Origin of the sequence: Magnetospirillum sp. XM-1, from assembly GCF_001511835.1 — a bacterium.
GTDB lineage: Bacteria > Pseudomonadota > Alphaproteobacteria > Rhodospirillales > Magnetospirillaceae > Phaeospirillum.
Genome location: NZ_LN997848.1, coordinates 2,381,476 through 2,394,235, shown reverse-complemented (window position 1 = coordinate 2,394,235; position 12,760 = coordinate 2,381,476). Strand labels below are relative to the sequence as shown.

The 12,760-nt window shown below is 64.6% G+C and carries 12 protein-coding genes; 4 read left to right on the top strand and 8 right to left on the bottom strand.

The window, feature by feature from the left end; all coding sequences use genetic code 11:
* The 5 genes from XM1_RS11240 to XM1_RS24940 form a co-directional block, all read right to left on the bottom strand.
* Complete coding sequence (locus XM1_RS11240; RefSeq protein ID WP_068433457.1) at positions 1–549, bottom strand: winged helix-turn-helix domain-containing protein; 549 nt, start codon at positions 547–549, stop codon at positions 1–3.
* A 129-nt stretch (positions 550–678) separates the two neighbouring features.
* A complete protein-coding gene (locus tag XM1_RS11235) occupies positions 679–1,644 on the bottom strand; it encodes a protein kinase family protein (RefSeq protein WP_011383440.1) in 966 nt (321 codons plus the stop codon).
* Positions 1,645–1,650: 6 nt separating this feature from the next.
* Entirely contained in the window at positions 1,651–2,604 is a 954-nt protein-coding gene (locus XM1_RS11230; protein ID WP_068433456.1) for a hypothetical protein, read from the bottom strand.
* Entirely contained in the window at positions 2,588–3,568 is a 981-nt protein-coding gene (locus tag XM1_RS11225) for a hypothetical protein (protein WP_068433454.1), read from the bottom strand. Before XM1_RS11225 ends, XM1_RS11230 begins: the two co-directional genes overlap by 17 nt.
* Positions 3,569–3,731: 163 nt before the next feature.
* Entirely contained in the window at positions 3,732–4,022 is a 291-nt protein-coding gene (locus tag XM1_RS24940; protein ID WP_231848986.1) for a hypothetical protein, read from the bottom strand.
* Here XM1_RS24940 and mamY point away from each other — a divergent pair.
* The 4 genes from mamY to ftsZ all read left to right on the top strand — a co-directional run bounded on the left by mamY (position 4,011) and on the right by ftsZ (position 8,859).
* Positions 4,011–5,009 (top strand): liposome tubulation protein MamY, encoded by a 999-nt coding sequence (gene mamY, locus XM1_RS11220; RefSeq protein ID WP_231920779.1) that lies wholly within the window; start codon positions 4,011–4,013, stop codon positions 5,007–5,009. The two genes, XM1_RS24940 and mamY, sit on opposite strands and share 12 nt — an antisense overlap.
* Positions 5,010–5,189: 180 nt before the next feature.
* Positions 5,190–5,960, top strand: a complete 771-nt coding sequence (gene mamX, locus XM1_RS11215; RefSeq protein WP_008615076.1) for a magnetosome protein MamX — start codon at positions 5,190–5,192, stop codon at positions 5,958–5,960.
* Entirely contained in the window at positions 5,944–7,878 is a 1,935-nt protein-coding gene (mamZ, locus tag XM1_RS11210) for a magnetosome biogenesis transporter MamZ (RefSeq protein ID WP_008615077.1), read from the top strand. Before mamX ends, mamZ begins: the two co-directional genes overlap by 17 nt.
* A gap of 45 nt (positions 7,879–7,923) precedes the next feature.
* A complete protein-coding gene (gene ftsZ, locus XM1_RS11205; protein WP_082700460.1) occupies positions 7,924–8,859 on the top strand; it encodes a cell division protein FtsZ in 936 nt (311 codons plus the stop codon).
* Between the two features lie 35 nt (positions 8,860–8,894).
* Here ftsZ and XM1_RS11200 read toward each other — a convergent pair whose 3' ends face one another.
* The 3 genes from XM1_RS11200 to XM1_RS11190 all read right to left on the bottom strand — a co-directional run bounded on the left by XM1_RS11200 (position 8,895) and on the right by XM1_RS11190 (position 12,715).
* A complete protein-coding gene (locus XM1_RS11200; protein WP_068433451.1) occupies positions 8,895–9,221 on the bottom strand; it encodes a YnfA family protein in 327 nt (108 codons plus the stop codon).
* 247 nt (positions 9,222–9,468) lie between these two features.
* The gene (gene dmeF, locus XM1_RS11195) at positions 9,469–10,425 is read right to left on the bottom strand and encodes a CDF family Co(II)/Ni(II) efflux transporter DmeF (protein WP_008615089.1); all 957 of its coding nucleotides are present in this window, start codon (positions 10,423–10,425) and stop codon (positions 9,469–9,471) included.
* A 16-nt stretch (positions 10,426–10,441) separates the two neighbouring features.
* Positions 10,442–12,715: a cation-translocating P-type ATPase gene (locus XM1_RS11190; protein WP_231920778.1), complete on the bottom strand. Its 2,274-nt coding sequence runs from the start codon at positions 12,713–12,715 to the stop codon at positions 10,442–10,444.
* Positions 12,716–12,760: the final 45 nt, after the last annotated feature.

The window sequence follows — 12,760 nt, the reverse complement described above, 5'->3', positions numbered from 1 at the left end:
TTACGGCGTCGCGAAGGCCTTTTTTTGAAAACGCTCCTGCGCCTTGGCATCGGTTTTGGGATGGACCGGCCGAGCCTTCTGGCGTGACATCCCCATGCGCCGCAGGATGCGCGATAGGCTGGAGGGATGCACTGTCTTGCCGAACTTGACCGAAATCCAGATCGCCAGTGCCTCGCGGGTCCAGGTGCAGACCCCATCCACCTCGGGCTTCGGCCCCTTGAAGATTGCGGCGGCGAGTGTCGCCTGTTCGCTCTCGGTCAGCCATTCCGGACGGCGGCCGCGTGGACGGTTGAACAGGCCGGACACGCCCTCGGCATTGTAGCGGATCACCGCGTCACGCAACGCTTGGCGTTCCAGTCCGGCCAGCCGGGCAGCCTCGGCGCGGTCCATTCCTTCCAGCGCATTGGCAATGGCGTAGGCCCGAGTGGATGCCCGGCTGTCGCCACAGCGCCGTGCCCAGGACCGCAGATCTGCCGCAGTCATCGCTTCCGAAACCTTCAGCGTCATCACATTACCCCTGCGCAACTCGTCAATGCCGTAGGGAATCATGGCCGCCTTCAGTGGGAAAGCCCTTTCGAGTCAGGCCGGGCGCTCGTCGGTATCAGGCATTTGTCGGCGACCGAGGTTATGACTGGCAGGCCCTCGTCGATCCGGTCAAATCCAATGGCTGCCGCGCCCTCAGGAAAAAAATGAGAGGAGTCGTTTGGTGGGTGGCTTGGCCGGAACGGCCTCGACTTTTGCCGCCGCCTTCAATAGGGCTTCCATGGCGGCGATCCCGATCATAGGAGCCTTGGCAGCCTTGATCAGATGTTCCGTCCAGTCGCGGACATGGAAGTCCGGGCTGAGCGCCCATTGCCGCAACAGATCCGAACTGTCCGGCCGGGTGAAATCGCTTTTGGTCAGGACGAGATTCTCGCCGTTGTGATGACGCTTCAGCAAATCGGGCTGGAAGGTCAAGGCCCGCAGGGACAGCAAAATCACCAGCATGGAAAAATGGTCGATGGTCCCGTCGAAATGCCGGACCTCACGCCGGGGGTGCTGGAAATTGACGCCCCCCAGCATGGTCGAGGCCAGCCCCTTCAACTCCGGCAGATACATGGAATCATAGTCGATCAGCTTCAGGGCGCCATCCTGTCCGACCAGGACGTTGTCGTGCTTCAGATCGCCATGGGCGACGCCCCGTTGCAGCAAATCCAGGCACAGACGACTCCACGCCCGGGTCAATCCGGCCAGGGCGGGAGCGTTTTCCCGCTGACACAGGATCTGGACGACGGCCCCCAGGCCCCGACCCTCGACCCAGGGCATGGTCACCACAGCGTAATCGGCATGGGGGGCGACGCTGGAGGTCACGAAGACCTCCGCCGGAAGAAACCGCAGGGGCACCACATAGGGGCATTGGGCGGTCCGGCAGAACTTAGCCACGGCGGCATAGCGGCGCGGCAGATCCGAGACTTCGCGGGTGAAGCATTTGACCGCCACATGCTCCCCCTCCGGGGTCACCATCTTGAACACCCCGGCGAAGTTTCCCGCCAGGAAGACCGGACTGCAGCGGGCATCCAGATGCGGCCGGACGTCCAGGGTCGCGAAACGCCCTTTGGCGTTGGCGATGGCTGCCTTGTAATCGTTGATCAGGGGAAGCGGCATGGCGAATTACCGGGGCCGGGCAAGATCGACGTCGATCATGATCAACGTGCAATCGTCATTGGCCAGCAGCCCCTTGCCGCACAGGGCGCGGACCCGATCGGCGAAGGCTTGATCGGATTTGAGGCAATCGCGCAGGTCCGTCAGCTCGGCGGACAGGCCGGGCCCCGGCGTGGCGCGATGGGCACGGGCGGCCGTGGCAAGCTTGCTATCGCCGGTGCCGGACAGCCGCTGGAATTCTCCCGCCAGCCCCGCCGCCGCCGCGGGGCGGGGCTGACCGGCCAGGGTCCGCAGCAGCAGATACTGGCCGATCCCGTCCGACGCCAGCACCACCGTCGCCCGATCCGGCAATACCATTTCCCCGGCATGGAATCCGGAATCGTGTGGCAGATCCTTCCAGTTGAGCAAGAAGGGCGCTCGATCCAGCGCCGATAAACTGGCGGGATAACAGGTCGCCAGGACAGGCTGGCGCCCGGTGCGGTCGAACACCATCATCTGGCTGTCGCCATAGCCCATCCATCGCAGCCGGACCCGGCCCTGACGATGGACGAGCCAGCCGGCCGCCAGCGTGGCGAACGAGCCTTCCCGGATGAACTTGCTGTACCGGGCGGGAGTGGCCTTGGACAAGGCGGCGTATTCCGAGCGAAAGCCCAGGCAGAACCCGTCCATCCACTGGTTCAGCGCATTCACCCCGGCGATGGGGGTCTTGGGCAGGCGGCTCACCAGCGTTTCGGCCCAGGGGCCGCAGAACAGCCCCGCCCCTCCGGCTCCGTCGGAGACGGCGGCCAGCAGGCCGTTGGGAATCCGGGCCAGCCGCAGCCGGTCTTCGTTTTGCCGCCACCGCAGCCTGTCGCCATCGGCGTAGCTGTCGTTGCGGGGCTTGACGATCGAGCGGCCCTGGGCCGTCCAAGTGAGCATGGGGGTAGCGCGCCGGATCAAGGGCGGATCAGCCTTGATCGCCATATTCTATCCGCACGGACGGTTCTTCCAGCACGAAGGAATCCTCGATCAGGGATTCGGCCTCGATTCCCGGCGGCGTGAAGGGCTCCATGGCCACCGACAGGCCGATGGCCTGACGGGTGCCGATATCCAGCAGCTTGAGCAACGCCACGGCATCGGCGTTGAAAGCCATGCCCTTGATGGAAGGGGTGCGGCCGGGGTCACGGTCGAAGATTTCGCAGATGACGGCGCGATGGCGATTGGACAATTCGCTCGACATCTCGAACAGCAGCTTGGCATAGGGGGCGCGGGGCAGTTCCGCCGCCGAAGCGGGGAACACCACCGATGCATCGCTGCCGCCCGCGATATGGCAGTTGATGAGCAAGACATTGCCGTCGCCGGTCGTCAGCCCGGTCAGCTTGCGCGCCGTGGCCAGAAGCTCGGCATCGGAATTGACGTCGTTGGCCATGCCGTCGGTAATGTTGATGACCACCGGCGGGAACGAATCCGGATTGTTGCGCACCCATTCCGCCAAGGTGGCATGGGCCAGACCGAACGCGGCGTTCATGGGGGTGCTGTCCACTCCCACCGGATCGATCCAGCGCGACAAGGTGATGCGCTCGATCAGCACCTGCCCGCGCATCTCAGTTTCGATCTCCACTTCCTCGATCTCGGCCTTGGCCGCCACTTCCGGAATGGGAACCAGCCGACGACCCGCCAAGCCGCCGCGCCAGCAGAATTCCGGGCGATTGGTGCGGCCGTAGCCGATGATCCCGATGTCGAAATAATCGCGCACGCCTTCATCGCGCATGCAGCGGTTGACCAGTTCCTCCAAGGTGCCGTTCAAGGCATTGGCCACCACCTCGGCGCGGCTGACCATCTTTCCCGACCGATCGGGACCGAAGGGCTTGTTCATGGATCGGGACTGATCGACCATGAACAAGAAGACTCCCTTGCACTCCCTGCTGATTTCCTGGGAATAGCTCATGCTTGCCTCCTGCCCGCCGATCACCGTCGCCGGCCCATCAAGGACCGGACAAACCCTGATTTCGGGCGATAGCATAATGCCGCCGCCATGTACACCGCCATGTTCAACAATGCAGCATCGTGTTGACGAAGCATAGGATTGTGATAATCATACGCAATTTCAGTCATTGACGCATCGACGCCCAACCCATATCAATGGATTGTTTCGAAGGTATCCCGCCGTTCGCCTTGCTGTTACTATAAGGGGAACGCCTGCGGGGCGGCGCATTGGGATGGCGATTGCGGCCATCATGGGAGATGTCCTTATGTTGATGGGGTTTAACAAGGCAGCCTTCGGCAAGTTGAATTCCGCCTCCCGCGCGGCCTTGATCGGCGCGGTCATTTGGGCTGTCCTGTCCATCGTCTATCTGACCATTTTCAATGGTTGGAAAAATCTCTTCACCATGCTTCCCCATGAATTCTTCATCGTGCTGCTGTCCATCGCCTTGCCGATCGGACTGACCGTCCTGATTATCATGCTCTCGCGGATCGTGAAAAGCGTGGACACCTTGAAATCCGAGGTGACAACCCTGTCCCGGAACGATGTGTCGTCGGAGGGCTCCGTGGCCATGCTGGCCGACCTGTTCCGCGAGCATCGCGCCGCCATCGCCGCCCAGGTGGAGGCCCAGGTGGAAGCGACCACCCAGCTGATCCGGCTGAACCAGGAGGGCCGCGCCCTTGCCGCGCCCGCGCAGGCATCCGGCACCGACGAGGCCATGACCTTGCTGGCCCAGCTGTTCCGCGAGCATCGCGAGGCGGTGGCCGCCCAGTTGGAGGCCCAGGCATCTGCCACCGCCCAGCTGGTCCAGGTGACCCGCGACAGCCGCGACGGCATCGTCGATGAGCTGCGCTCCCAGCGGGTGCTGTCGCAAGAGATCACCCAGGAATTGTCCCAGATCGCCCAAAGCCGCACCGTCGCGCCGGCGCCCCCCGGCCTCGACCCGTCGCAGCGGATCGACCGCATGCGGGCCTTGGCCGAGGTTCTGGGGCTGGCCCTCAACGATCTGTCCATGACCGCCACCCAGGTGCTGACCGAACATCTGAACGCCGCCCATGGCGACCGGGACGGAACGCGGAAATTCATCTCGACCCTGACCACCGCCTATTTCGCCGGCGACAAGAACGTCTTTTTCCGCAGCTTGGTCCAAGAAGCAGTCAACCGCTCGGAACAGCTGCGCCGTTGCGCTGAGGACACCGAAAGCGTCCGCCAGCAGATTTCCAAAATCTTGCGCGAAGCCCGCGAGATCCGCTCCCTGGTGGCCGCCTGCGATCCCAACGACCTCGTCCGTATCGTCTTCGAGGACGGCGAGTTGTGGGCCTTGGAAAAAGCCCTAGCCGAACACTTCCTGATCGACGGAAGCCCCGTCTGGACGGAAACCGCGCCCGATTTCGGCATGGACTGATGGGCTATGGTCATTCCATTCCGAACCGGGATATGAGAAACTTCCGCCTCGACAGTTTGGAGCCGTTCTTATAAGCGGCCACCCCCGACGCCAAAGCACAAACCGGTTAAACACTTTGCCATCGATCGAGTCCCCGTGAGCAGTAAGGCCGTTGCACATCCCAATATCGCGGTTTGGATCATGGCGCTGGGCATTGCCTTCAGCATGGCCCTGGTCCTGACCGCCGTGTTCAACGCCAATCCCTGGGAGGACCACACCTACGATCTGGCCCCGCCCATCGTCGCCGGAATGCCCGCCCCCCATCGCGACGGCCGCGAGAAGATGGTCTGCTCCAGCTGCCACATCGTCACCCCCCCGGCCATCGGCACCGGACCGGGATCGGGAACCCTGCCCATCGTCCAGGGAACCCCGGCGCCCCATGTGGACGGCCGCGAAAAAATGCCCTGCGCCAGCTGCCACACCATCGTGAAGAAAGGCAGCGTCGCCAAGGGCGCCAAGGCGGCGCCGCTTCCGGCGGCGGTCACACCGGGCATGCCCCTGCCCGAGGCGGTGAGCGTGGCCCTGGCGGTGGCTCCGGCCCCCGCCGCCGTCCCCCTGGGCAACGAAGCCCACGAACGGATGGTGCCCTTCCGCTATCAGGGCAAGGTCGTGAGCATCGCCGGAGCCGGAGCCCGCTCGGTCTGGGGCGACATCTACATCCAGATCAACGACGGCATCAATCCGCCCATCTGGATCGACCTGGCCCCGCGCTGGTATCTGCAGGCCGAGGGCTGCGTGGTTCGTCCCGGCATGTTCGTCAAGGGCACCGCCTTCCGCGATCCGACCCAAGCCGCCGCAGGACTGGATTACGCCATGAGCGTCATGGCCAACGGCGAAATCTGCGCCTTGCGCGACAATCACCTCAACGGCCTTTGGGCGAATGCGGGAGGCATGGATGCCGAGGAACGCTGAGGCTCCGGCCAAGGGGACGACGGCGGATGACTTCGCCCCCACCCAATGGAACATCATCTATCTGCTGATGACCGTGGGCGCCCTGATGGCGGCGCTGTCCATTTCCATCCAGCCCCTGCTGCTGGACAAGATCTTCGGCATCGCCTTCGAAAAGGAAGGCGCCGTCAACGCCGATATCCAGGTGGTGGCGGAAATCGTCTCCATCGTCTGTGTGGGCTGGTTCGGCCTGCTGTCCGATCGCATCGGCCGGGTGCGGATCATCGCCCTGGGCTTCCTGATCGCCGTGGTCGGCGCGGCGGTATCGCTGCTCAGCCTTCAGGTAGGACTGGCCTTCGGCGCCGCCGGTCTGGTGCTGTTCTATCTGACCCGGGTACTGCTGACCGTGGGCGCCGATACCGTCCAGTTGCAGCTGTCCACCCTGGTGGGCGATGTGTCGTCGCGCGCCAACCGGCCGCGCCTCATGGGGAATCTGGTCTTCATGATGGTGTTCGGCGGCACCATGCTGGCCGCCATCGTCATGCAGATGGCCGATTATCCCGGCGGCGTCTTCCTCATCATGTGCCTGCCGCTGCTGGCCGGAATCGCCGGTTTCCAGCTGACGCGGCGCAATCTGCGGGACGTGGCCCCGCCCCAGCCGGCCTCGGAAGACGACGAACATCCGCTGCGGCAGGTCTGGACGGTGATCACCAGCGATCCGCGCATGCAGCTGGCCTTCGCCGCCGCCTTCTACACCCGCGCCGACGTGATCATCCTCAGCCTGTTCTTCTCGCTGTGGTGCATTTCCGTTTCCGATCTGGTGGGGGTGACCCGCACCTTCGCCACCGCCCATGCCGCCGTGATGATCGGCCTGCTGGGGCTGGCGGTGCTGGCGGCGGTGCCGCTATGGCGCAGCTTCATCGAACGGCACAGCCGCATTTCCGCCATCGGCGCCAGCCTGTCCCTGGCGGCGCTGGGCTATATCTGGCTGGGCATGTTCGCCAATCCCTTCAACTGGCTGGTGGCGCTGCCGCTGCTGATGGTGGGAATCGGCCATGCGGGATGTTTCGTGACCCTTCAGGTTCTGACCGTGGACGCCTCGCCCAAGCCGATCCTGGGGGCCATGGTGGGAGCCGGTTATCTGGTCGGCGGCCTGGGAACCGTCATGCTGGTCCAAAGCGGCGGCTATTATTTCGACGCCCTCGGCCCCCGCGCCCCGTTCATCTTGATGGGAACGGGCAAGATGCTGGTGACCCTTTACGCCGCCTGGCTGCTGGCCAACGGCATCGACGAAACCTGCGACCATCATCTGAAATCGGCCCGCACGGTGGATTGGAAGCCGCTGGTGTTCCTGACCGCCGCGCTGCCCTTCGTCTGGCTGGTGGGACGCAGCGTCATCGAGGGCTATATCTCCAACGGGTCCCTGGGCGAGGCCCCCGTCGGCTTCGTCAACCGCTATCTCGGCGATTGGGCCTTCACCTTCTTGATTATTTCCCTGGCCATGCGTCCGGTCCAGGAAATCACCGGCATCAAGACCCTGGCCAAATACCGGCGCATGATCGGGCTGTTCGCCTTTTTCTACGCGGTGATGCACGTCTTGGCCTATGTCGCCTTGGAATGGGCGCTCAATCTGGGCGACATGATGGGCGACATCTACAAGCGGCCGTTCATCTTGCTCGGTCTGGTGGCGTTCGCGCTGCTGATTCCACTGGCCTTCACCTCGGCCAATAGCCAGATCAAGCGGATCGGCGGCAAGCGCTGGAAGAAACTGCACAGTGCTACTTATGTGATCAACGCCCTGGTGGCGCTCCACTTCATCCTTGCCGCCAATCACGAAAACGGCGAACCCTATGTCTATGCGGCGGCCGTCATCGTTTTGCTGTGGTATCGCTTTCACCAGTGGCGGGGCGGGAACGTGCTGCGCGCCCTGCGGATCGGCTGATGAGGCTGGACACGCGGCGCATGTCTTATCGGCGGTGATGGTGCGATGACGATAGTCCGTCCGAGAATAGTGGTGATCGGCGTCGGCGGAGCCGGCGGCAACGCCGTCAACAACATGATCCAGTCCAAGATCGAGGGCGTGGAATTCATCGTCGCCAATACGGACGCCCAGGCGCTGGGACTGAGCCTGACCGAGCGGCGCGTCCAACTAGGCGGCCGGGTTACCCAGGGGTTGGGCGCCGGTTCGCACCCGGACGTGGGCCGCGCCGCCGCGGAAGAAAGTCTCGAAGACATCCAAGACCTGATCGGCGACGCCCATATGGTGTTCATCACCGCCGGCATGGGCGGCGGCACCGGGTCGGGCGCGGCACCGGTCATCGCCAGGGCCGCCCGCGAACAGGGGATCCTTACCATCGGCGTGGTGACCAAGCCGTTCCACTTCGAAGGCAAGCACCGCATGCACACCGCCGATCTCGGCATTGAAGCCCTGCAAGAAGAGCTCGATACCCTGATCATCATCCCCAATCAGAACCTGTTCCGCGTCGCCACCGAGCGCACCACCTTCGCCGACGCCTTCAAGATGGCCGACGGCGTGCTCAATTCCGGGGTGCGCAGCGTCACCGATCTGGTGGTGATGCCCGGCCTGATCAACCTGGATTTCGCCGATATCCGCATCGTCATGAGCGAAATGGGCAAGGCCATCATGGGCACCGGCGAGGCCGCCGGCGAAAAGCGCGCGATCGACGCCGCCGAGGCCGCCATCTCCAACCCGCTGCTGGGCGACACCTCCATAAAGGGGGCCAAGGGCGTCCTGATCAACATCACCGGCGGCATGGACATGACCTTGTTCGAGGTGGACTCGGCCGCTAACCGCATCCGCGAGGAAGTGGCCGCCGAGGCCAACATCATTTTCGGATCCACCTTCGACGACGCCCTGGCCGGCAAGATGCGGGTTTCGGTGGTAGCCACCGGAATCGCCTGACGAAACGCCCCGCCGCCCTGCGGCCGATTACGGCATCACTCGCCGCGGGGGGCGAAAATGATCACCAGGGCGCCCGCCAGGCAGAAGGCGGCGCCCAGAACGTCCCACCGGTCCGGCGGGCTCTCTTCCACCGCCCACATCCACACCAACGACGACAAAATGTAGATGCCGCCATAGGCCGCATAGGCGCGACCGGCGAAATCGGCATCGACCCGGGTCAAGGCCCAGGCGAACAGGGCCAGACTGGCCATCCCCGGAGCCAGCCAGAAGGGCGATTTGCCCAGCCGGAGCCGGGCCCAGAACGCGAAGCAACCGCCGATCTCGGCGAAAGCGGCCAGAAGGTATGTCGGAATGGCCCACATCCTGATTTCATCCCCTTTTTCCCGGAAATTATAGCCGGACCACAGCACCGCCCGCCCCCGCGGCAAGCCGGATCAAGGCCGATTGCCATGAGCCGATCGGGAAGCCCCCCTAAAGCCTTTTGCGTCGAATGTAACGCAAAAGGCTATAATCTTATGTATGCCCTCGCCGGGCGCAAACCTACGGTTTGCTTGGCCGCTCGCTCAATGCTCGCCAAAGCGGTTTGCGCCAGATAAAGCGCAAACCGCTTTAGCCGCAAGACGCCCCGTCGCAGGGATGGACCTCCACCGTGACATGGCTGAGTTCGTGAACCTCGGCCAGCAGCGTCTTGTAATGGCCCGGCTCGCGCGGGGTGTGGGTCACCAGCGAGACGATGGCCCCCCAATGGCCCGGCCCGATCTGCCAGAGATGAAGATCGGACAGCCGGTTGTCGGCATCGCCCTCGATGGCGGCGCGGACTTCTTCCGGCAGCTCCCGGTCGTCGCTGTGATCCAGCAAGACCGAACCGGTCTTGCGCATCAAGCCCCAGGCCCATTTGCCGATGACGGCGGCCCCGACCAATCCCATCATGGGATCCATCCACCACCACCCCAGATATTTCCCCAGCAGCAGGGCGGCGATGGCCAACACCGAGGTGAGGACGTCTGCCAGGACATGGATATAGGCGGCCTGGAGATTGTGGTCGTGATGGTCGCGATGATGGTCGTGATCGTGGTGGTGGCCGCAGTGATCATGGTCGTCGCCGAGGCCGTGTCCGCCCAAAATCCCGGCGCTGACCACGTTGACGACCAACCCGATGACGGCGACCATCAGGGCCTCGTCGAAGGCGATGGCTTGGACCGTCATCAGGCGGTTTGCCGATTCCCACACCATCAGCAGCGCCACCATGCAAAGGATAATGGCGCTGGTAAAGCCGCCCAGCGTCCCGACCTTGCCGGTGCCGAAGGTAAAGCGCTGGTCGTCGGCGTGACTGCGGGCGAAGGTATAGGCGAAGGCGGCGATTCCCAAGGCCCCGGCATGGGTGGACATATGCCAGCCGTCGGCCAGCAGTGCCATGGAGTTGAAGATCGTGCCCGCCGCGATCTCGGCCACCATCATGACGATGGTCAGAGCCACCACGATCTTGGTCCGGCGTTCGGCGGATGCTTCCAGGCCCGATTGGAAATGGTGGCTGTGTTGCCATGACGACAGATTGTGTACATGCATGATCGCCCCTCCATCCCTAGGCAAGCCTCTGTTTCAAGGTATTCGACGACGAGGATAAGCCCATGCCGTCCTCGGACCTCTGAGTAACGCCGGCCTTCAGCAAGCGCAATCCATTGAAGGCCACCAGAAGGGCCGCTCCCATATCCGCCGCGATGGCTCCCCACAGGGTCGCGATGTCCAAAATCGCCAGCACCATGAACACCGCCTTCAGGGTGATGGCGAAACCGATATTCTGGCGGATGACCGTCATCATCCGGCGGGAATGGCCGATCAGCCAGGCCAACCTGGTCAGATCGTCGGACATCAGGGCCAGATCCGAGGTTTCGATGGCGGTATCGGTTCCGGCGGCCCCCATGGCGATACCCAGGGACGACCGGGCCATGGCGGGGGCGTCGTTGACTCCGTCTCCCACCATGGCGACGGTTCCGAATTGCCGGGCGAGATCGTCCATGGCCTCGCTTTTGTCCTCGGGCAGCAGTTCCGCCAGGACGAGATCGAAGCCCAGGGCAGCGGCTACCCGCTCGCCGGTGGCGGCGTTGTCTCCGGTCAGCATGATCAGTTTGCCCACCCCGGCCCGGCGCAGGCCCGCCAGCGCCGTCGCAGCTTCCGGACGAATGGAATCGGACAGGGCGATCAGCCCGCGTACCCCGGCGGCATCCCCCACCGCCACCACCGACCGCCCCCCTTCCGCCAAGGCCAGGGCCGCCTCGCGCACGGCAGGCGTCTCGGCACCCCGCTCCATCGCGTAACGATGGGAGCCCAGCCACACCGCCTCGCCATCGACGACCCCGCACATCCCCTTGCCGGGCAGGGACTGGACGGATTCGGCCGGAGTCGGAGCAATGCCCCCGGCGGCGGCGTGATCGAGGATGGCCCGGCCCAGCGGGTGGGTGCTGCGCGCCTCCAGCGCCGCCGCAAGCCGCAAGATGCGGCCCTCGTCGCCGCCGTCCAGCGCCATCACCCGTTCGACACCGGGGCGGCCCGAAGTCACGGTTCCCGTCTTGTCGAAGGCGATGGCGGACAGCCGCGACGCCGTTTCAAGATATTCCCCGCCCTTGACCAGCACACCGGCCCGCGCCGCCGAGGCCATGGCGGCCACCACCGTCAGCGGCGTCGAGATCACCAGGGCGCAGGGGCATGAAATGACCAGCAACACCAACGAGCGGTAGATCCATTCGGACCAGTCCAGGCCGAGCGCCAGCGGCGGCAGCACCGCCACCGCCACGGCACCGGCCAGGACGACGGGGGTATAGATCGCGGCGAAGCGATCGACCCAGCGCTCCACCTTGGATCGCTTGCCCTGGGCCTCCTCCACCAGCCGGGCCACCTTGGCCAGGGTAGTTTCACCGGCCGGTTTAAGGTTTTGCACCTCCAAGACGCCGTCGGCATTGATGGTGCCCGCGAAAACCTCCGTGCCCACGCTTTTCAGCACCGGCACGCTTTCCCCGGTGATCGGCGCCTGATCCACCATGCTTTCGCCCACCAGGACGCGGCCGTCCAGGGGAATGCGTTCACCCGGCAGCACGACGAAGACGGCCCCCACGGGTACATCCTCTGGCGCCGCCAGGGATTCGGCTCCGTCGGTTCCCTTTACCCGCGCCATGGGCGGGGTGAGGTCCATCAGCGAGGCGATAGCCCGGCGGGCGCGCTCGGCGCTCCAGCTCTCCAGCGCCAGGGACAGCGCGAACAGCGCCGAAACGGTAGCCGCCTCCATCCAGTCCCCCAGTGCCATGGCACCGAAGACCGCGACGCTCATCAACAAATTCATGTCCGGCCGCAGCGAGCGAACGGCATGCAGTGCCTTGGGCAGCACCATCCACAAGCCCACCGCCACGGCCACGGCCTCGGCGATCTGGGCGGGGAGCGGCACTTTGACCGCCTGGTCGAGAATCAGCCCCAGCAGCGCGGCGCCGCCGCTGAGCCCCGCCAGAACCGCCTGAAGCAACCGGCGCGAGGAATTGGCCTTGTCGCGCTCGGCCACGCTGGTGCGTTCCCACGGCTCCGCCCCCATTCCCGTGCGCGAAACGCCGGCGATCACCGCGTCGGCGTCGATATCGGCCCGGACGATCATCTTGCCGTTGAGCAGATCGAAGCTCAGGCGCTCGTCCCCCCCGGCCAGCGGGCCGACGGCCGCCTTCAGCGTCCGCACCTCCTCGACGCAGCACATGCCGGTGATGCGGAAGGCCCGGGACTTACCCGGCCGAGGCGGCTGGAACGCCGCAGTGGGAAGAACCGCTGACGCGCCCCCGCCGCAACATTTGCTGGTGCAGCACGATTTGGCTTCCGACATGACCCGAACTCCTTCGACGCGGTCCGTGATCGCGCTGGACAATCA